The sequence below is a fragment of the Ruegeria sp. N11 genome, assembly GCF_056531525.1.
Map to the genome: position 1 here is coordinate 1 of NZ_JBQFLX010000033.1, position 18,990 is coordinate 18,990.

Here is an 18,990-nt window from a genome sequence, read left to right on the forward strand (position 1 = left end):
CAACTTCTCCTTCAACTCGCAGCCACTCGTGCTCTTCAGAATAATACGTCGACATTCCTGTTCTCTCCTGACTTCAACGCTTGTAGTTTTGTTTGACGAAAGGCGTGGCCACGATCTCGGCCGGTTGCGCCTTGCCCCGAATGATCAGGTTCACCTTCTCGCCCGGCTCGCCGTGGCCTGCGGACACATAGCCCATCGCGACTGGGCCGCCGATAGTCGGACCAAAGCCACCCGAAGTGATCTGCCCGATGGTATTTCCTTCGGCACATTGGATCTCGACGCCCTGACGCGCGGGGGCACGACCGGAAGGCAGAATGCCGACCAGTTTGCGCGCGGCGCCCTCTGCCAGTTCCCGTTGAACACGCTCAGCGCCAGGGAAACCGCCTTCTTCCTTGCGGCGTTTTTGAATCGCCCAGGCCAGCGACGCCTCGATCGGCGAGGTGGTCTGATCGATGTCGTTCCCATAGAGGCACAGACCGGCTTCGAGCCGCAGACTGTCGCGCGCGCCCAGACCGGCCGCTTCACAGTCTTCGTGGGCCAGAAACGCCTTGCTGATCTCGATGGCCTTGTCCTCGGGGATCGAGATTTCGTAACCGTCTTCGCCGGTATAGCCCAGACGCGAGATACGGCATTCGACGCCGTTGATCGGGGCCATTGTGGTTTCCATGAACTTCAAATCGCGCGCCGCAGGGCAAAGCGCGCCCACCACGTCCTCGGCCTTCGGGCCCTGAACAGCGACCAGAGCACGGTCGAAAATCTCGGTGACTTCGACCCCTTCCAGATGCTCTTTCATGTGCGGGATGTCCTGATGGCGCAGGGCTGCGTTGACCACGACAAAGAAATAGTCACCCGCGTTGGACACGATCAGGTCGTCCATGATCCCGCCTTCCGCGTTGGTGAAAAACCCGTAACGTGCCTTGCCGGGCTTCAGAGTGGCATAGGCCTGAGGGCAGATGGCTTCCAGCTTCTCGCCCACGTTCTCGCCACGCAGGATCACCTGACCCATGTGGCTGACGTCGAACAGCGCGGCTTTTTCTCGGCACTGAACATGTTCACCCATGATACCCAGCGGATACTGAACGGGCATTTCCCATCCGGCAAAATCCACCATCTTTCCGCCCAGTTCGACATGCAGGTCGTATAGCGGCGTACGCTTCGGTTCGGTCATCTTCTCAACCTTTCAATCAGCGGGACTGGTCGCGAACGACCATAACGGTGCAATGCGCATTGCGCACGACACGAGCCAGGTTCGGACCGATTTCATAATTCGGGAAATCGCCTTTGGTCGACGCCATGACGATCAGATCGAAGCCCTCCTTGTGGGCGAGCTTCAGTATTTCGCGGTAGACGCTGCCTTCCTCGACATGCACGGGCACGTCAGAGGCATTGCCGTGATCCAGAATGGCCTGAACCTTGCCCCGCACGTGATCTTTTGCGCCCGCGCCATAGTTGGCGGGCAGGTTCGGCAGCTGGATGATCTCGGGGATGACAGCGATCGCGTGCAGCTCGGCACCGTAGAATTTCGCCTGTTCCAACGCGACCGGCAAAGCCAGCTTCCACGAGTGGTCGTCAGTGTGATCAATTGGCAGCAGGATTTTCGTGGCCATCACGTCTCTCCTCGAGATATGGAAATCTGTTTCGAAGGTGGAGGGCCGGGACGGCCCCCCGTTTTTTCTGTTCGAATTACTCGGCAGGAGTGTTGCCGGGTTCTTCCGATTGGCCGCCCGAGGCGAAGAACTCTTTCGTCAGTTTGAAGACGATCGGGCTTAGCAAGGCCAGGGCGATCAGGTTCGGAATGGCCATCATGGCGTTCAGCGTGTCCGCCAGCAGCCAGATGAAGCCCAGATCTGCTGTTGCGCCGAAGTAGATCATGACAATCCACAGAACGCGGTAGGGGACCAGCGATTTGACGCCCAGCAGGAACTCGACGCATTTCTCACCGTAGAAGGACCAGCCCAGGATGGTGGTGAAGGCAAAGATCGACAGAGCGATGGCGATCAGATACCCACCAATACCCGGCAGGGACAGTTCGAACGCTGCCGAGGTCAGTGCCGCACCGGATTCACCCGATGTCCATGCACCCGACGAGATGATCGCCAGACCAGTGATCGAGCAGACGATGATAGTGTCGATGAACGTACCCAACATCGCGATCAGGCCCTGGTTGACCGGACCTTTGGTCTCGGCAGCGGCGTGTGCGATCGGAGCCGAACCCAAACCGGCTTCGTTCGAGAAGACACCGCGCGCCACACCAAACCGGATGGCGGCCCAGACGGCTGCACCGGCGAAACCACCTTCGGCGGCCGACGGGGTGAAGGCGTAGGTAAAGACCAGCGACAGGGCGTGACCGATGTTGCCGATGTTGATCAGCAGAACCAGCAGGCCCGCGACGATGTAGGCAATCGCCATGAACGGAACCAGTTTACCGGCAACCGCACCAATGCGGGTAATACCACCCAGGATCACGGCTGCGGTCAGAACCATCAGGACCACGCCGGTAACCGAGGTGTTGAAGCCGAAGTTTGCTTCCAGAACCTGCGCCACACCGTTAGCCTGCACACCGTTACCGATTCCGAAAGCGGCCACTGCGCCGAACAGGGCGAAAGCCCAGCCCAGCCAGTGCCAGTTCGCGCTGAGACCGTTTTTGATGTAGTACATCGGGCCGCCGACAAAGTTGCCCAGTTCGTCCTGCTCGCGATACTTCACGGCGCAGACGGCTTCGGCATATTTGGTGGCCATGCCCACCAGGGCGGTCATCCACATCCAGAACAAGGCGCCCGGACCGCCCAGGAAGACAGCAGTGGCCACACCGGCGATGTTGCCGGTACCGATGGTCGCCGACAGCGAGGTCATCAGCGCGTTGAACGGGCTGATCTGCCCTTCGCCCTGACCCTCACGACCTTTGAACAGCAGGCTGAAGCCCGTGCCAATGCGCAGGATCGGCATGAATTTCAGCCCGACCTGCAGGAAGAAGCCGACGCCAAGGATGAGAACCAGCATCAGCGGCCCCCACACGACGCCGTTTATGGCTCCTACGATTGAATTTAACGCTTCCATGGTTTCCCTCCCATTTGCGTCAGGTTTATGCTCCGCTGGCGACAGCCCGCTGGCGGGCCTGCTTAAGAGCAGCGAAATCTTCGTCCGCGTGGAACGACGACCGGGTCAGCGGTGTTGCCGACACGTGCAGAAAGCCCTTGGAACGGGCAATTTGTTCTAGCTTTTCAAACTCTTCCGGTGACCAAAACCGGTCAATCGGATGGTGTTTCGGGGTCGGTTGCAGATATTGTCCGACGGTTAGAAAATCGACATTGGCAGCGCGCAGATCGTCCATCACCTGACGCACATCGTTAAGCGTTTCGCCCAACCCTACCATAAGTCCCGATTTTGTGAAGATTTTCGGATTGGCCCGTTTGGCATCGTCCAGAAGCCGCAAAGAGGCATAATAACGGGCACCCGGCCGCACAGTCGGGTACAAATGCGGCACGGTTTCCAGATTATGGTTAAAGACATCCGGCGCCGCTTCGAAGACGACGTCTGCGGCTTTGCCCTTGCCCAGGAAATCAGGCGTCAGAACCTCGATTGTCGTTCCGGGGTTCTGATGACGCACGGCGCGGATCGTTTGCGCGATATGCTCGGCCCCACCGTCTTCCAGATCGTCGCGATCCACGGAAGTGATCACCACATGGCGCAAACCCAGCTTTTTGACCGCCGCCGCGACCCGGCCAGGTTCGAACGCATCCAGAGCGTCAGGACGGCCCGTCGCCACGTTGCAGAAGGAACAGCCGCGGGTGCAGACCTCGCCCATGATCATCATGGTTGCGTGGCGTTTGGACCAGCACTCTCCGATGTTGGGGCAGGCGGCTTCTTCGCAAACGGTCGCCAGATCGTGCTCGCGCATCAGGCGGCGGGTTTCGTAATACTCGGATCCTTCGATCTTTTTCTTACGTATCCATTTCGGTTTGCGCGGTATGACACTGTCGGCCTTTTTGGCCTTTTCCGGGTGGCGTGGGCGAAGCTGGATGGTCATCTGGCTGCTCCGGTTCAGGCGTGGATTGCGCGGCCCATGGCGTCAAGGCAGGCTTCCTTGACAGCCTCGCCCATCGCCGGGTGCGCGTGGCAGGTTGCGGCGACCTCGGCGACGGTTGCGCCTTTGGTCATGGCCAGCACCAGTTCGGCGATCAGGTCACCGCCATGCGCCCCGCAGATATGGCCCCCCAGTATCTTGCCATCCGCGTCGGCCAGAACCTTGACCGCGCCGTCTGTTTCTCCGGTCGATCGGGCACGGGAATTGGCCATGAAGGCGAATTTTCCGACCGTATATTCCGATCCAGCCTCCTTCAGCGCCTCCTCGGTCAGACCAACGGACGCAACCTCGGGGTCGGTGTAAACCACGCCGGGTACCGTGTTGTAATCCACATGCCCGGCCAACCCGGCCAGCATCTCGACGCAGGCAACACCGTCTTCCTCTGCCTTGTGCGCCAGCATCGGGCCGGGCACGCAGTCACCGATGGCGTAGATTCCGGGTACCGACGTCTGGAAAGTGCTGTCGACTTCGACAAAGCCGCGCTGATGCACGGCAACACCCAGTTCTTCCAGCCCGAGACCACGGGTAACGGGACGGCGACCGACGGCGATCAGAACCTTGTCGGCTTCCATCACCTCTTCCTTGTCCTTGCCGACACGGTCCATGGTCAGGGTCAGGCCTGAACCGGTTTTTTCAACCGACTTCAGGGCGCGACCCAATTGGAACTTCAGACCGCGCTTGGACAAGGCCCGCTGCGCCAGCTTGGCGATCTCGCCGTCAATGCCCGGCAGCACGCGGTCCAGATATTCGACAACAGTGACCTTGGCGCCCAGGCGCGCCCAGACCTGCCCCAGTTCCAGACCGATTACACCCGCACCGATTACGACCAGATGCTTGGGTACGCTCTCCAGCGCGATCGCACCGGTCGAACTCAGGATATCCTGCTCATCAATTTCGATACCCGGCAGCGAGGTCGGCTCGGACCCGGTGGCGATCAGGATGTTTTTGGCTTTATGAACCGCGTCGCCGACCTTGACCTGACCTGCGGCAGGGATGCTGGCCCAGCCTTCGATCAGATCGACACCATTCTTCTTGAACAGAAACGCAATGCCCTTGGTCAGATCACCTACGATCTTGTCCTTGCGCTCCATCATCGCGCCAACGTCGATGCTGGCCCCCTCGACTGCAATGCCATGGGAGGAGAGATGGGAGAGTTCGGCATACTTGGCCGAGGAGGTCAGCAAGGCTTTGGAAGGAATGCACCCCACATTCAGACAGGTTCCGCCCAGTGCCCCGCGTCCTTCCACGCAGGCCACTTTCAGACCCAGCTGAGCTGCGCGGATCGCGGCGACATAGCCGCCGGGTCCGCCACCGATTACGATAAGATCGTAGGTATTCATGGGCTTGCTCTCAGTAGATCGGGTAGCTCGCGCACAGGGCGCGGACTTGTTCGCGGGTAGCCTTCTCGACGGTCTCATCCCCATCGGGCGACTGTGCAAGCGCATCCAGAACGTCGCCGATCAGATGGCCGATCTTCTTGAACTCTTCGGGACCGAAGCCACGGCTGCATCCGGCGGCGGTACCCAGGCGGACTCCGCTTGTGACCGTCGGCTTTTCCGGGTCTCCGGGCACGCTGTTCTTGTTGCAGGTGAACCCGGCGCGCTCCAGCGCCGCCTCGGCCGCGTTGCCCTTCACCCCGATGGGTCGAAGATCGACCAGCATCAGATGGTTGTCCGTGCCACCCGAAACGATGTCACAGCCGCGCGACATCATCACATTGGACAATGCCTCGGCGCTGTCGACGACGCGTTGCATGTATTCCTTGAATTCCGGCTTCTGAGCTTCGCCAAACGCGACTGCTTTGCCTGCGATGACGTGCATCAGCGGGCCACCCTGAAGGCCTGGGAACACAGCGGAATTGATCTTCTTCGCCAGCGCTTCATCATTGGTCAGGATGATGCCGCCGCGCGGACCGCGCAGCGTTTTATGGGTTGTCGACGTCACTACATGCGCGTGTCCGACAGGCGAAGGGTGCAGACCTGTCGCGACCAGACCCGCGATATGGGCCATGTCGGCCAGCAGCCACGCCCCGACTTCGTCGGCGATTTCGCGGAACCGGGCAAAGTCGATCTTGCGCGAATAGGCCGACGCGCCCGCGATGATCAGCTTGGGTTTCTCTGCGCGCGCCAATTCGGCGACCTGATCGTAGTCAATCAGACCCGCGTCGGTCAGACCGTACTGAACCGGGCGAAACCATTTGCCCGACTGCGCAGGTTTCGCGCCGTGAGTCAGGTGGCCACCAGCATCCAGCGACATGCCCAGGATCGTGTCTCCCGGGCTCAGCAACGCCAGCTTGACGGCACCATTGGCCTGCGCGCCGGAATGCGGCTGCACATTGGCAAATCCGCAGCCGAAAATCGACTTCAGCCGTTCGATGGCTTCAATCTCGACCTCATCCACATATTCGCATCCGCCATAGTAGCGACGACCGGGATAGCCTTCGGCATATTTGTTGGTCAGTACTGAACCCTGCGCTTCTATCACGGCCTGCGAGACAATGTTCTCGGACGCGATAAGCTCAATTTGTTCAGCCTGACGGGAAGCTTCACGCGAAATCGACGCCGCAATAACCGGGTCGGATGCTGCAAGAGACGTTCTGAACATGATTTCCTCCTCCGAAATCCGAATCCTTAATAGGGGATTTTGTTTCCTATAGTGGAGAACGGAGGCTTGAGGCAACATTTTTTTCCGATTTGTTATGTTGAGGGCTAATCGGGAACTATGTATCCTTGCTGAAAGTGGGGGGATTCAATATGTCAGACGATTTACAGCCTGATGGCGCGGGACTTCAGGACCAGGACGATGGAGCTGCTCTGGGTCGCTCGATCCGGGATGCACGCCGTGAAAAGGGCTGGACGCTGGAAGAGGCCGGCAGAGCCGCCGGCATTGGTCGCTCGACGCTTTCGAAGATAGAAAACAATCAGACCCGCCCCAGTTTCGATATTGTCCGCCGGTTGACTCAGGCGTTGGATATGAACCCGCCGCAGCTGTTCCTACAATCCGGTCAGACGGGGGTCGCCGGGCGGCGGGACTTCACCCCTAAAGGGACGGGCGAGATCAGGCATACCGCCACCTACATGCACGAGTTGCTGTGCCCGGAACTGACCAGCAAGCGCATGCTACCCTATGTAGCGACAATCAAGGCGCGTGACATATCCGAATTCGACAACTGGATCCGGCATTCCGGGGAAGAGTTCATGTATGTCCTGAAGGGTGAGTTGATCTTTGTTTCGGAGCATTATCGCCCGCTGCCGATGAAGGCGGGGGATTCACTATATTATGACAGCAGCATGGGCCATGGATGCGTATCCACCAGCGAGGAAGACGCGCAAGTCTTGTGGGTGTCGCTGGAATAGTCCCGCTTCAGACCAGGGCGGTTGAAAACCATGGGAAACGGCTGAGCAGAACCAGGATCGCTGCAACAGCTAGCAAGAAGGGCCAGAGAGATCGCAAAATGCGACCCGGTGAGGCCCCGCTCATGGAAGACGCGATGTAAAGCCCGACACCCACCGGTGGCGTCAGCAGGCCCAGAACTAGGTTCAGACACATGACAACGCCGAACTGATAGGGGCTGATGTCGTAATCGTTCATTGCGATGGGCAGCAGGATGGGGGTGATCAGAATGACGGCCGCGATGCCATCGATCAGCATTCCGACCCCCAGCAGGATCAGGTTTACGATCAGCAGGAACAGGAACGGGTCATCTGTAATGGAGGTGATCAGGACCGCCAGCTTTTGCGGCAGTGCCTCATAGATGATTACCCAGCCAAAAACACTTGCGGCAGAAATCATGAAGATGATCATAGACGCGTTGATTGCCGTGCGCCGGAACATCTGGGGCAGCGCCGTGGGCTTCAGCTCTCCGTAGATCAGCCAGCCAATCAGGAACGCGATCAGCGACGCAATGGCGGCGGATTCCGTGGGCGTGGCGATACCGAAAAGAACACCCCCGATAATGGCCATGGGGATCAATACCGCCGGTAAACAGGCAAGCAGGGCCGAAATCGATTCCTGCCGCGTAAACCAGGCGCCTTTGGGAAATCCCTGCGCGAAACCGATCAGGGCGATCACCACGGCAAACGAGATCGACAGCAACAGTCCAGGGAGGATGCCGGCAAGGAACATATCACCGATGGGGATCTGCGCCAGAACGCCAAAGATCACGAACATCATGGATGGTGGGATGACCGGTGCCAGCAATCCCCCAGCGGCCGTGGTGGCAGCGGCAAAGCCCTTGTCATAGCCCTCCCGCTCCATCTCAGGCGTCATGGCCCGCGCCATGACGGCAATCTGCGCCGTGGCCGATCCGATGATTGCGGCCATGAACATATTGGCCAGCAGGTTGATATAGGCCAGCCCGCCGCGAAACCCGCCGACAAAGACCCGGGCGGCATCGATAAGCCGTCGGGTCATGCCACCTTCGTTCATCATCTCGCCGGTCAGCATGAAAAGAGGAATGGCCAGAAGCCCATAATTCTCGAGGCCCGAGAACATCTTCTGGGCAAAGCTGTCATACAAAACGGTGTTGCCGCTTTCCCAGATGTACCAGATCGCGGTCAGCGACAGGACTAGCGCAACGGGAACCGCAATCAGCAGTTTGAAGGCAAAGATCAGTGGCGTCATGCGTTGCCCTCGGGTTGAGGGTCACGGGGGCCGGTCAGATTTGAAATGCTGTGCAGCGTTGCCCCCAGCGCAAACAGCCACATGACCATCCAGACCAGGTATTTCGGAACGCCCAGCGTTGTTGTCGGCTCCGCGTAGATGAAGTTGAAGGTCGCACCCTGAAACTGCTTGGTGTCGAACCCATGCCGCGCCAGTTCCAGAGGTGAATACCAGCGCCAACAGAACCAGATCATGAACAGGGCAAAGATCAGAACGATCAGGTCAACAAGCCGTGCCGTCAGATCACGCAGCAGAGGGGGCAGGGAGTCTGTCAGGATCGTGACGGCTACCGCGTGACCATAGTGCAGCGCCGCGGATGCGCCGAGAAAGCTCATCCAGGCCATGGCATAGATTGCCAGCTCATCCACCCAGAACAAAGCGGACCCCAGGCTCCGTGTCACGACGTTCAGCAGGATAAGAACCGATATGGCGGCGGCCAGAAAGGACGCGAGCCACAGTTCAGCACGCGCCCATGCTGCAGAAATCCGCCGGATCATTGCGCTCACTCCTCAAAACAAGGGGCGCAAATCACCTGCGCCCCAATTGCATGAGTACCGTATTAGTTGGCGGTTTCCGCAGCAACCTGTCGCAATTGATCCAGCGCACCTGATTTCCCGGCCCAGGTCTGGTTCCATTGATCAATGGCATCACCAAAGAATGAGCTGTCTACCTGAACATAGGTTTTGCCGGTGCCTTTCACCTGATCCAGCCATTCCTGTTCCTTGGCAACATAGGTGTCGATGGTACTGTCCACGTGACGGGCCATCAGTTCACCGATCATGGTGCGGTCTTCTTCGGACAGACCGGCCCAGACCTTGGCCGACACAAGACCAACCATCGGGAACATCATGTGGTCCGACTGCACGACGGTGTCGGCATGTTCGTAATATTTCAGAACCCAGATCAGTTCTGCGTCCATGTCGATGGCATCGACCTGACCGTTGGCCAGCGCATCGTAAACGGCGGGCAGGGGCATCGGGGTCGGGGCCGCACCAACGGCGTTGTAGAAGTCGAGAATAGGCTCGAACGGAGTGATCCGTAGTTTGAGACCGGCCAGGTCCTCTGCCGAGTTCACGTCGCCCCGGGCAACGATCTGGCGCAGGCCGGCCATGCCGTACCCGGTGCCGACGACACCAACCTCGGCCGGAAGCTGATCCAGCATGCTGCGTGCGCCATCGCTGCGCAGGATGCGGCCCGCGTGGCCGATGTCGCTGGCCAGATACGGGGCATAGAACGCGCCGAAATCCTTGGCGCGGTTGGACACTTCGGCCACTGTCATGAACGCCATGTCCAAAGCACCTGTTTGCAGCTGCTGCAGCATCTCGGCTTCGTTGCCCAACTGACGCGCCGGAAAAACTGTCACGCTATGCGCGCCACCGCTTGCTTCGGACAGGTCTGCGCCAAAGGCCTCGGCCGCCTTGGTCCAGATATGCGGCGGTGGCGTGATCAGACCCAGGCGAAACTCATCCGCCAGCGCAATCGTAGCGGAAAAGGAAGCCACAACCGCAGCAGTCGCGCCGCAAAGGGCTTTGTGAAGGTAGTTCATTGTATTCTCCCTGTTTTGTTCCGGTTCGGCTCAGAGCTGGACCCAGTCCGCAGGCGGCTTACCCTTTCCGGGATGCAGCGTTCCGCAGTTCGGACAAGTTCGAGCATCGGTACTGTTATGGAAAGCATCGTAAATCTTTGGCAGTGCGGTGACGATCCCTTCGGGGCTATCAAGCGCAACTTCTTCGCGATGCACAAGGCCTTCGCAGTTAAAGCAAAACCATTCGAACCCTTCTTTCATCCCCGGCTGACGCGGGGCTTCGACCACGATGCCGATCGACCCTTCCTGAGGGCGCTGCGGCGCGTGGCGCACATGAGGCGGCAACAGGAAAACCTCGCCTTCACGCACCGGCACATCGTAAATCTTGCCGCCGTCGGCGATCTTCAGCATCATGTCGCCCTTTTGCTGAAAGAACCATTCTTCAACCGGATCATCGTGAAAATCGACACGTGTATTGGGGCCGCCAACAACCATGACAATCATGTCGCCTTCCTTGTGCAGCAATTGATTGCCAACCGGAGGGCGCAGTTTGTCAGCGTTGTCTTCCACCCATTTCTGGAAATTGAAGGGTTTCAGCGTCGGGTGTTGTCCCATGTGCTTTCTCCTGCCTGACCGGTGTTTGTGGCACAACAACACTACATCGTGCCGTCAAAAAGCCTAGGACAAGCCGTATGAAAGAAATATTTGTTTCTGGGAATGTCGGTATCCATTAAACTGATATCGGCTTGATCAAAGCTGAAGGCCGCAATCCTCGAACGCTGCGCTTGTGGCGGCTTTTTCGGCCTCGGTCAGTTCCAGCATGGGATGGCGCACGCGGCCTCCGACCTGCCCAAGCAATTCCTGCCAGTATTTACCGTGAGCGGTTGGTTTTCCGCCAGGCTTGGCACGCTTGATCGCGGTTCGGACCGGATCAAGACTGTCACGCACGCGCCGGGCCTGGTCGAACTTTCCGGCAAATGCCAATTCAGTGTATTCGTGCATACGCAAGTCGTTCGCCGTCTGGATTTGGTAGGGCGGCGAGGAACACAGGTAAAGCTGCCAGCCCAGCTCCTCGATATTGTCTAGCCAGTCGTCTTCCAGAGACGTGGACACCAGGATCTTGTCACCCACCATCCGCGTCAGTTTTGCATACATGTCCCGGGGGACCGAGTATTTGATGGCCATGATGTTGGGCAGCTCCGCAATACGTGCACAGGTTTCAGGCTGCATCAGATACCCGCTGTCGGGATGGCTCCACATGGCGATGCCGATATCCAGGCGGTCGCAGATATATTTGTAGTAATTGTACAAAACCTCGTCGCGGTCGTGACAAAAGCTGAGCATCGGGGCGTGGACCACCACATAATCCGCACCGCAGTCCTGAGCATGCCGTCCAAGCTCCAGCACGGTGTCCACGTTCTGATCCGAGATCGACATGATCGTCCCGGCCTTGTCCCCGCATTCCTCGGCTGCGATGGTCATGTTGCGTTTGCGTTCGTCCAGCGACATCGACCAGAACTCGCCCTGTTTGCCTGCGATGAACAGGCCCTGAATTTGCAGATCGTCGATCCAGTGCCGAATGTTCCGGCGCAATCCGGCCTCGTTCAGGCTGAGGTCTTCTTTGAACGGGTTCAACGCGGCTGCCCAAATCCCCCGCATGGTTTCGCGCGAATAGGCTTTGGCGTCGTGTTTGGCATATTTCATGGGCAGGAAGTCCGAAGGTCAGATGTCAGATCGCTAGCGTGTAAACACTCTGGTTCCGTCAAACGCACAAAGCCAAGCGCATTGGGCGGATGTGGATATTAAATATTTCGATAACAGAGAGCCTGCAGTTTCGGATAGGTTAAGGCTGCATCTGGAGGCTCTATGAAAATCGGCATTATCGGCGAAGGCGCTATCGGGCGTTACGTGGCACAACACTTGCTTGAAAAAGGCGAAGGGCCTGATGCCATACTGGTTTCACCTGGTCGGCTGCTTGACGAAAAAGCGGCCGGGCCATCTCGTGTTTCCTGCGTCTCAGACCTGCCCGGCGGGATCGATCTGATGGTCGATTGCGCGGGCCATGCGGGCCTGAAAGCACACGGAGCCGCCATTCTGGAACGGGGCATCGACCTGGTAACACTGTCAGTCGGCGCATTGGCGGACCCTGATCTTGAACAGGCGCTGTCAGTGGCGGCGCGCAACGGTCATTCGCATTTGCGCCTTGCAAGCGGTGCGATCGGCGCACTGGATTGTCTGTCCGCTGCAAGGGTAGGGGGACTGACCGAGGTCATCTATCGCGGCAGCAAACCCCCGGCGGGATGGCGTGGTTCAGCTGCAGAAGAACAATTGAAGCTGGATCACCTGAATTCAGCGGCGATACATTTTTCCGGAACTGCCCGGCAAGCAGCCGTGGCCTATCCAAAGAACGCCAACGTGGCAGCGGCCATAGCGTTGGCGGGGCTGGGATTTGACGAGACAAGGGTTGAACTGATCGCCGATCCGGCTGTTAATGCCAATATCCACGAAATCGAGGCGCGCGGCAGTTTTGGCACCTTCACATTCAGGATCGAAGGAAAGGCGCTGCCGGACAACCCGCGCAGTTCGGCTCTGGCTGCCATGAGCGCGATTGCCGCCATCGAAAGACAGCCCGCAGCGATCAGTATCTGAGGGGCCTTCATGGTCGCACATCATACCCGCATCGTTGAGCGCGCGCTGACGCGGTTGAAGCTGCGCCAGTTGCGTCTGCTGGTTGCGGTCGGCCAGCACGGCAGCATCCAGAATGCCGCGCGCGATCTGGGCATTTCGCAGCCTGCCGCCACCAAGATGATTCAGGACCTGGAGCTGGATTTCGAGGTCAAGCTTTTTGAGCGGACCAATCGCGGCGTTGTGCCCACGGTGTTTGGTGAAGCGCTGATCCGCCATGGTAAGCTGATCTTCGCGCAGGTCTCAAATGCCGCTCAGGAATTGGATGATCTGAACGAAGGCAACAGCGGCCGGGTTGTGGTGGGAACCCTGCTGGCGGCGTCACCAACCTTGCTGCCACGCGCTGTCGAACGGCTGCTGAAAGACCGCCCGAAAGTCGCGGTCAAAATTGTCGAGGGGACAAACGAAGTGCTGATGCCTGCGCTGTTGTCGGGCGAGATCGACATGGTTGTTGGTCGCCTGCCTAGTCATCGCCACCGGGCACGGATTACGCAGGAAAAGTTCTTTGATGAACGGGTACTGGCCGTGACGGGAACGCAGCATCCTTTGGTCGGCAAGCCGAATATCACTTTCGAGGAACTCAGACGCTTTGGCTGGATACTGCCGCCGGTCGAAACCACTCTGCGCCGCCAGACCGACCAGTATTTCGTGCGGCAGGATCAGTACCAGCCGGGTGTTTCAATTGAATCGGTCTCCTATCTTGCCAACAGGTCCCTGTTGCGATCTCACGATTTCGTCGGGCTGATGCCGGCCCATGTCGCCTCGTTGGATATCGACCGTGGCCTGCTGGCCTGCCTGGATTGGGCCGTCCCATTTGGTGCGGGCCCGGTTGGCGTGTCTCACAGAGGGGAAAGCAGCCTGTCCCCGGCAAGCAGCACATTTCTGGATGCCCTGCGCGCGGCAGCAGGGGACATCTGAACCATCCCTGCAGATATCACGCAATCGGATATCAGTATTTCTTCAATTCAGTTGAGGTGATGCCAGCGGAAATGAGACCCTGAAGCTGAATTGCAACCTGCGAGGGCGCCATGAGCACTTATCCGGACCTGAAACTTTATATCGGCGGTGAGTGGCGCAAGGCAGCATATGACCTTCCCGTGTTGAACCCTGCGACCGAAGAGGAAATCGGCAGGCTTCCCAAGGCGGGCAGGTCCGATCTGGATGACGCGCTGGCTGCGGCCGAAGCGGGGTTTCGCGTTTGGCGTCGCACGGCCCCACGCGACCGTGCGGACATCATGATCAAGGCTGCGGCGCTGATGCGCGACCGGCAGGAGGAGATTGCCCGCTCAATCACTGCCGAGCATGGAAAGCCGCTGGCACAGGCCCGGCTTGAGGTGATCCGAGGCTGCGAGTTTTTTGAATGGGACGCGGGCGAGGCCATGCGTACTTATGGCCGCGTCATCCCCTCGGCGCCCGGTGTTCGATATGTTGTGCACCACCAACCCATCGGGGTGGTTCTTGGCCTGTCGCCCTGGAATTTCCCGATGAGCCAGCCGGCACGCAAGATTGCAGGCGCGCTGGCATCGGGGTGTTCGATCATCCTGAAAGCGGCTGAGGAAACTCCGGCAGGTGCCATGCATATCGCGCGCGCCTTCCACGACGCCGGCTTGCCACCGGGTGTTCTGAACCTTGTCTTTGGTGAACCTGCGGAGATATCAAGCCATCTTATCCGCCAGGATCCTGTACGGCTTGTCGCCTTTACCGGGTCAACAGCGGTCGGGCGCCAACTGACGACGCTCGCCTCGGAGAACATGACGCGCGTCCTGATGGAGCTGGGCGGGCATGCACCAGTAATCGTCTGTGAAGATACAGACGTCGAAAAAGCCGCACTTAGCGGAGCGGTCCGCAAATACAGGAATGCAGGGCAGGTCTGCACCTCGCCAACCCGGTTTTTTGTGCACGAAAGCATCTACAAGCCATTCCTGGATACGTTCATTGAACGGGCCGCTGCCACTGTCGTAGGGAACGGAGTGGAAGAGGGTATCGAAATGGGGCCGCTGGCAAACGACCGCCGCGTTCCCGCGCTGAGTGAACTTGTGGAAGATGCCCATGATGCCGGTGCAACGATCTGCACCGGGGGCGGTCGGATCGGAGCTAAAGGCTATTTCTTTGCGCCGACCGTTTTGACGAATGTGCCTGACGACGCCCGCGTGATGCAGGAAGAGCCATTTGGCCCGCTGGCCGTGATCAATCCGGTCGCTTCACTGGACGAAGCCATAGCCAAGGCGAATGCGACACCTTTTGGTCTTGCCGCTTACGGGTTTTCAAACAGGGCCGACTATATTGACCGGATGACCGATGAAGTCGAAGCCGGAAACCTGTCCTTCAACACGCTGGAAGCATCATTGCCGGAAACACCTTTTGGCGGGGTCAAATCCAGTGGATACGGCCGGGAAGGCGGGACGGAGGGTCTGGAAAACTATATGATTGTTAAAAATATCTCGCACAGCACCCAGATCGTTTGATCATTCGCGGGGCAAAATCCGGTCCCGAAATATCGTTCTGACAGTAAATGGCGAAAACGCTTAAAGCACTGTCATTGTTATAATTTTTGACAAATTAAAGAATTAGTAGAATGGGCCATATTTTGGCCTCAATCAAACGTCACTTCACATAGCCACTGGCATTGACGCCGCTCACACTCAATCGCTGCGGCATGCAGTTGCTTTTCCCCCTCGTGGCAACTCAGATCCGACCTCCCACTTGAAAACGGATCTAGCCGTAGCGATTGAAAGCCAGTTTTTCACATATGATCTGGTTCGGGTCATGCCTATTGAAGCTCTGAAAACTCTCGTTCAAGCCAGGTTTCGAACAGTTGCTTCACAGGCTCGTTTGCGCCTGTTCCGCTTGTCTCAACAAGAAAGTGGGATTGATTGATTGGGACCGCATCGCCGACAATCGCGATGGCCTGTCCGGACTCGATCGCGGTTTGCGCGAACCTTTCCAGCACCATTGCGTACCCTCCGCCCGCCGCAACGACGCCCATCGCGGCGACGGTTGTATCGACGGAGTAGGGGGACAAGGGTTCAGAATACGCTATGCCCAATGCTTCGAAATACTTCTGCCCCATGTCCTGAAATCCCAGAATCTGCACAAGCGGTTGCTTGCGGAGTTCGGCAACCGGAATGCTTTGCCCCGACGCCGAACCCGCCGCGACAGGTACGATACGCTCGGTCGAGATTTTTCGGGTTCGCGCACCAGGCCAGTCACCAACCCCCACGCGCAACTCGACATCCACGTTTTCGCGACCAGCCGAATCCGCCCAAATGTTCGAGACCAGCCGAATGGATACATCGGGCTGGCTGCAGGTAAATTTCGGCAGCCTATGTGCCAGCCAGAGCGTCGCTGTCGAGATTGGAGCCCGCACGGTTAGAACCTGCGCGCTTCCGGACCCGAAAAGGCTGGCGGTCGATACCGTAATATCGCTCAGCGCGCGCCGCACGGAATAGGCGTAGGCCTGTCCGACCTCTGTCAGGCTCAGGTTTCTGGCCGCGCGAAAGAAAAGCTTGCACCCCAACTGCGCCTCCAGCGAGCGGACATGCAGACTGAGTGCCGTTTGCGTTATACCCAGTTCCTTCGCTGCGGCCGTAAAGCTCATATGCCGCGCTGCGCATTCAAACGATCTGAGCCAGACAAGATTTGGGGAATTGGACACGTTCAGCACCAAAGAAAATTTGTGATTATTGCTCTTTTTATTCGTTTTACTTTTTCGCTTCAACGTCGCTAAATCGGTGCGCAAACGGAAATTTCACCGGCCTGATCAGACCGGACACCCTGGGGAACGCGCTCATGAAAGTTGGATTTATTGGTCTGGGTAATGTCGGCGGCAAGCTTTCGGGTTCGCTGCTGCGCAATGGTATGGACCTGACAGTCCATGATCTGAACGAAGAACTGGTTGATGCCTTCGTGGCCCGTGGTGCGAAAAAGGCGGAAGGGCCGGCGCAACTGATGCGGGATTGTGATGCGGTCATCACCTGCCTGCCGTCGCCTGCTGCGTCGGATGCCGTAATGCAGCAGATGTTGCCTGAAGTGACCGACGGAAAAATCTGGATGGAGATGTCCACCACGGACGAGGCTGAAGTCAAACGCCTGGGGGCCATGGTGATGGAGCGGGGCGGGGCGGCAGTGGATTGCCCGGTCTCAGGCGGGTGCCACCGCGCGGCTACAGGAAATATCTCGATCTTTGCGGGATGTGATCGCGCAACGTTCGAGCGTATCGCGCCGTTCCTCAAGACCATGGGCCGCCGCATTCTGCATACCGGCGAGTTGGGGTCGGCTTCGGTCCTGAAAGTTTTGACGAACTATCTGGCCACAGCCAATCTGGTGACCTGCTGCGAGGCTCTGGTCACGGCCAAAGCCGCAGGTATGGACCTGAATACCACCTATGAAGCGATCAAGATCAGTTCCGGCACATCGTTCGTTCATGAAACCGAGAGCCAGGTCATCCTGAACGGATCTCGCGACATCTCGTTCACCATGGATCTGGTCAAAAAGGACGTGAGCCTGTTCCAGCAGGTTGCCGACCGCCACAACGTCCCGTTGGAAATCTCGCCCATGCTGGTTCAGATTTTCGAGGACGGGATCGAACGTTTTGGCGAACGTGAGTTGTCGCCCAACATTATCAGGCGCCTGGAAGAGGTCACCGGCCTGGAGATCCTTGCACCCGGCTTCCCGCCCGAGATGGAAGACGATGAACCCGAAGAGCCCGGCTATGAGGTGATCCCGCAAGGCAAGGCGCTGAAAGCCGCTGAATGACCTGATCACGTCGGGCTTTGAACCGGCTCAGGCATATCATAGCTGTGGCCGCCAGGGCCATTCTGTCCGGCAAGCTGGTGCTGCTAAATCGCGAGTAGGGGATTGGACATGACGACAGCGGACACCAACCCAACGGAGAATGCCGCCCATCGCCCCGAGCCTGGTCCGATGAGCCGCGAGTGGCACTGGCACCCTGAATTGCCGGTGAACCACGCGCCATATTGGCATTGGCCGCCGAAACCTCGTGTTCTGGCTAAGTGGCTTTGGCATAATTACCTGCAGGTTTCCGATCGTTCGATCTATTTGGCACTGTCGTTTGTCGTGGCGTTCTGGATGCAACCCGTTGGCCCCGAACAAACGCAATTCGCGTTCGGGTGGATGTCATGGGTTTTCATCCGAAACTGGGCTCTGCTGATCATTGTCGCAGGTGGGCTGCATTTCTGGTTCTACGGAATTGACGGGCAGGGCAAGCTGCTGAAATACGACCCAAGACCCTACATGAAGCGCAAGAATGCGCTTTATAAGTTCGGCTATCAGACCTGGGACAATATGTACTATTCGCTGGTCTACGGTGCCACGATCCTGTCGGCGCTCGAGTGCTTTTTGCGCTGGATGTATGCCAATGGTTACGTCGCCACGCTTAGCTTTGACGCTCATCCGGTCTGGTTTATTCTACTGTTCCCGATACTCGCCATATGGCAGAGTTTTCATTTCTACATGGTGCATCTTTTTCTGCATCAACCGTTCATTTACAGACATGTTCACGCCGTTCATCACCGCAACGTAAACACCGGACCCTGGTCGGGCATGTCGATGCACCCGGTCGAGGCGTTCGGCTACCTCAGCGCGATCCTGATCGTTCTGGTATTGCCAAGTCATCCGGTTCACATGATCTTTCTGGGATATTGGCTGATGCTGGGCGCCGCTTCATCTCATTCAGGTTACGAGGCGATCTGGGCCCACGACCGCAAAGCACTCCTGATCGGCACCTTTTTTCATCAGTTGCATCATCGATACTACGAATGCAACTACGGCAACGCGGAAATGCCCTGGGACAAGTGGTTCGGCACGTATCACGACGGATCAGAGGAGGCGACCATACGCACGCGAAACCGGAAACGCGAAATGCATGCGTCAGGAAAGTGACAAACGTTTCGTTTTCTTAGGGTCAGGACTCATAACCAATAAATGACGGTTGCGGCGAGGGCGATGGCGGAGAGGAAGACCTTCGGGCATCTGTCGTATCTGGTCGCCACACGCCTCCAATCCTTGAGGCTGC

At 58.2% G+C, this 18,990-nt stretch carries 18 protein-coding genes and 1 pseudogene; 6 read left to right on the forward strand and 13 right to left on the reverse strand.

The window, feature by feature from the left end; genetic code table 11:
* Window positions 1–73: 73 nt before the first annotated feature.
* From gcvT to glyA, 6 genes are all read right to left on the reverse strand, one after another.
* Complete coding sequence (gcvT, locus tag ACR0J8_RS22805; RefSeq protein ID WP_170807967.1) at window positions 74–1,168, reverse strand: glycine cleavage system aminomethyltransferase GcvT; 1,095 nt, start codon at window positions 1,166–1,168, stop codon at window positions 74–76.
* A 16-nt stretch (window positions 1,169–1,184) separates the two neighbouring features.
* Entirely contained in the window at window positions 1,185–1,607 is a 423-nt protein-coding gene (locus tag ACR0J8_RS22810) for a universal stress protein (protein WP_170613945.1), read from the reverse strand.
* Window positions 1,608–1,683: 76 nt separating this feature from the next.
* Window positions 1,684–3,057 (reverse strand): alanine/glycine:cation symporter family protein, encoded by a 1,374-nt coding sequence (locus tag ACR0J8_RS22815; protein ID WP_480527695.1) that lies wholly within the window; start codon window positions 3,055–3,057, stop codon window positions 1,684–1,686.
* A gap of 25 nt (window positions 3,058–3,082) precedes the next feature.
* Entirely contained in the window at window positions 3,083–4,027 is a 945-nt protein-coding gene (lipA, locus tag ACR0J8_RS22820) for a lipoyl synthase (protein WP_480527693.1), read from the reverse strand.
* A 14-nt stretch (window positions 4,028–4,041) separates the two neighbouring features.
* Complete coding sequence (lpdA, locus tag ACR0J8_RS22825; protein ID WP_480527691.1) at window positions 4,042–5,424, reverse strand: dihydrolipoyl dehydrogenase; 1,383 nt, start codon at window positions 5,422–5,424, stop codon at window positions 4,042–4,044.
* Window positions 5,425–5,434: 10 nt separating this feature from the next.
* Window positions 5,435–6,688, reverse strand: coding sequence for a serine hydroxymethyltransferase (gene glyA / locus ACR0J8_RS22830; protein ID WP_480527689.1), 1,254 nt, complete (start codon window positions 6,686–6,688; stop codon window positions 5,435–5,437).
* A gap of 149 nt (window positions 6,689–6,837) precedes the next feature.
* Between glyA and ACR0J8_RS22835 the strand changes: the two genes are divergently transcribed.
* Window positions 6,838–7,440, forward strand: a complete 603-nt coding sequence (locus ACR0J8_RS22835) for an XRE family transcriptional regulator (protein WP_170807972.1) — start codon at window positions 6,838–6,840, stop codon at window positions 7,438–7,440.
* A gap of 7 nt (window positions 7,441–7,447) precedes the next feature.
* On the opposite strand, the gene ACR0J8_RS22840 is transcribed toward ACR0J8_RS22835, so the two are convergent.
* The 5 genes from ACR0J8_RS22840 to ACR0J8_RS22860 form a co-directional block, all read right to left on the reverse strand.
* Window positions 7,448–8,707, reverse strand: a complete 1,260-nt coding sequence (locus tag ACR0J8_RS22840) for a TRAP transporter large permease (protein WP_480527687.1) — start codon at window positions 8,705–8,707, stop codon at window positions 7,448–7,450.
* A complete protein-coding gene (locus tag ACR0J8_RS22845) occupies window positions 8,704–9,243 on the reverse strand; it encodes a TRAP transporter small permease (protein WP_480527685.1) in 540 nt (179 codons plus the stop codon). The genes ACR0J8_RS22840 and ACR0J8_RS22845 overlap by 4 nt, the downstream gene beginning before the upstream one ends.
* A gap of 62 nt (window positions 9,244–9,305) precedes the next feature.
* A complete protein-coding gene (locus ACR0J8_RS22850) occupies window positions 9,306–10,292 on the reverse strand; it encodes a TRAP transporter substrate-binding protein (RefSeq protein ID WP_170613953.1) in 987 nt (328 codons plus the stop codon).
* 30 nt (window positions 10,293–10,322) lie between these two features.
* Entirely contained in the window at window positions 10,323–10,886 is a 564-nt protein-coding gene (locus tag ACR0J8_RS22855; protein WP_480527683.1) for a 3-hydroxyanthranilate 3,4-dioxygenase, read from the reverse strand.
* A gap of 135 nt (window positions 10,887–11,021) precedes the next feature.
* Window positions 11,022–11,975 carry a dihydrodipicolinate synthase family protein gene (locus ACR0J8_RS22860; protein ID WP_480892523.1) on the reverse strand — a complete coding sequence of 318 codons (954 nt, stop codon included), beginning with the start codon at window positions 11,973–11,975 and terminating at the stop codon, window positions 11,022–11,024.
* 162 nt (window positions 11,976–12,137) lie between these two features.
* On the opposite strand from ACR0J8_RS22860, the gene ACR0J8_RS22865 reads away from it, so the two are divergent.
* The 3 genes from ACR0J8_RS22865 to ACR0J8_RS22875 all read left to right on the forward strand — a co-directional run bounded on the left by ACR0J8_RS22865 (window position 12,138) and on the right by ACR0J8_RS22875 (window position 15,421).
* Window positions 12,138–12,920, forward strand: coding sequence for an aspartate dehydrogenase (locus ACR0J8_RS22865; protein ID WP_480527679.1), 783 nt, complete (start codon window positions 12,138–12,140; stop codon window positions 12,918–12,920).
* A 9-nt stretch (window positions 12,921–12,929) separates the two neighbouring features.
* Window positions 12,930–13,874, forward strand: coding sequence for a LysR substrate-binding domain-containing protein (locus tag ACR0J8_RS22870; RefSeq protein ID WP_480527677.1), 945 nt, complete (start codon window positions 12,930–12,932; stop codon window positions 13,872–13,874).
* 110 nt (window positions 13,875–13,984) lie between these two features.
* Complete coding sequence (locus ACR0J8_RS22875; protein WP_480527676.1) at window positions 13,985–15,421, forward strand: NAD-dependent succinate-semialdehyde dehydrogenase; 1,437 nt, start codon at window positions 13,985–13,987, stop codon at window positions 15,419–15,421.
* 305 nt (window positions 15,422–15,726) lie between these two features.
* Here ACR0J8_RS22875 and ACR0J8_RS22880 read toward each other — a convergent pair whose 3' ends face one another.
* Window positions 15,727–16,620, reverse strand: a complete 894-nt coding sequence (locus ACR0J8_RS22880; RefSeq protein ID WP_480892525.1) for a LysR family transcriptional regulator — start codon at window positions 16,618–16,620, stop codon at window positions 15,727–15,729.
* Window positions 16,621–16,745: 125 nt separating this feature from the next.
* Here ACR0J8_RS22880 and ACR0J8_RS22885 point away from each other — a divergent pair, with 125 nt between their 5' ends.
* Window positions 16,746–17,711: an NAD(P)-dependent oxidoreductase gene (locus ACR0J8_RS22885; protein ID WP_170613960.1), complete on the forward strand. Its 966-nt coding sequence runs from the start codon at window positions 16,746–16,748 to the stop codon at window positions 17,709–17,711.
* A 108-nt stretch (window positions 17,712–17,819) separates the two neighbouring features.
* The gene (locus tag ACR0J8_RS22890; RefSeq protein WP_480527672.1) at window positions 17,820–18,857 is read left to right on the forward strand and encodes a sterol desaturase family protein; all 1,038 of its coding nucleotides are present in this window, start codon (window positions 17,820–17,822) and stop codon (window positions 18,855–18,857) included.
* 29 nt (window positions 18,858–18,886) lie between these two features.
* On the opposite strand, the pseudogene ACR0J8_RS22895 reads toward ACR0J8_RS22890, so the two are convergent.
* Window positions 18,887–18,990, reverse strand: a pseudogene (locus ACR0J8_RS22895) (IS5/IS1182 family transposase); the annotation flags it as partial.

Excerpts from the sequence above, each read along its gene's own strand:
- gcvT (WP_170807967.1), bottom strand. The coding sequence starts at position 1,168 with ATGACCGAACCGAAGCGTACGCCGCTATACGACCTGCATGTCGAACTG.
- ACR0J8_RS22810 (WP_170613945.1), bottom strand. The coding sequence starts at position 1,607 with ATGGCCACGAAAATCCTGCTGCCAATTGATCACACTGACGACCACTCG.
- ACR0J8_RS22815 (WP_480527695.1), bottom strand. The coding sequence starts at position 3,057 with ATGGAAGCGTTAAATTCAATCGTAGGAGCCATAAACGGCGTCGTGTGG.
- lipA (WP_480527693.1), bottom strand. The coding sequence starts at position 4,027 with ATGACCATCCAGCTTCGCCCACGCCACCCGGAAAAGGCCAAAAAGGCC.
- lpdA (WP_480527691.1), bottom strand. The coding sequence starts at position 5,424 with ATGAATACCTACGATCTTATCGTAATCGGTGGCGGACCCGGCGGCTAT.
- glyA (WP_480527689.1), bottom strand. The coding sequence starts at position 6,688 with ATGTTCAGAACGTCTCTTGCAGCATCCGACCCGGTTATTGCGGCGTCG.
- ACR0J8_RS22835 (WP_170807972.1), top strand. The coding sequence starts at position 6,838 with ATGTCAGACGATTTACAGCCTGATGGCGCGGGACTTCAGGACCAGGAC.
- ACR0J8_RS22840 (WP_480527687.1), bottom strand. The coding sequence starts at position 8,707 with ATGACGCCACTGATCTTTGCCTTCAAACTGCTGATTGCGGTTCCCGTT.
- ACR0J8_RS22845 (WP_480527685.1), bottom strand. The coding sequence starts at position 9,243 with ATGATCCGGCGGATTTCTGCAGCATGGGCGCGTGCTGAACTGTGGCTC.
- ACR0J8_RS22850 (WP_170613953.1), bottom strand. The coding sequence starts at position 10,292 with ATGAACTACCTTCACAAAGCCCTTTGCGGCGCGACTGCTGCGGTTGTG.
- ACR0J8_RS22855 (WP_480527683.1), bottom strand. The coding sequence starts at position 10,886 with ATGGGACAACACCCGACGCTGAAACCCTTCAATTTCCAGAAATGGGTG.
- ACR0J8_RS22860 (WP_480892523.1), bottom strand. The coding sequence starts at position 11,975 with ATGAAATATGCCAAACACGACGCCAAAGCCTATTCGCGCGAAACCATG.
- ACR0J8_RS22865 (WP_480527679.1), top strand. The coding sequence starts at position 12,138 with ATGAAAATCGGCATTATCGGCGAAGGCGCTATCGGGCGTTACGTGGCA.
- ACR0J8_RS22870 (WP_480527677.1), top strand. The coding sequence starts at position 12,930 with ATGGTCGCACATCATACCCGCATCGTTGAGCGCGCGCTGACGCGGTTG.
- ACR0J8_RS22875 (WP_480527676.1), top strand. The coding sequence starts at position 13,985 with ATGAGCACTTATCCGGACCTGAAACTTTATATCGGCGGTGAGTGGCGC.
- ACR0J8_RS22885 (WP_170613960.1), top strand. The coding sequence starts at position 16,746 with ATGAAAGTTGGATTTATTGGTCTGGGTAATGTCGGCGGCAAGCTTTCG.
- ACR0J8_RS22890 (WP_480527672.1), top strand. The coding sequence starts at position 17,820 with ATGACGACAGCGGACACCAACCCAACGGAGAATGCCGCCCATCGCCCC.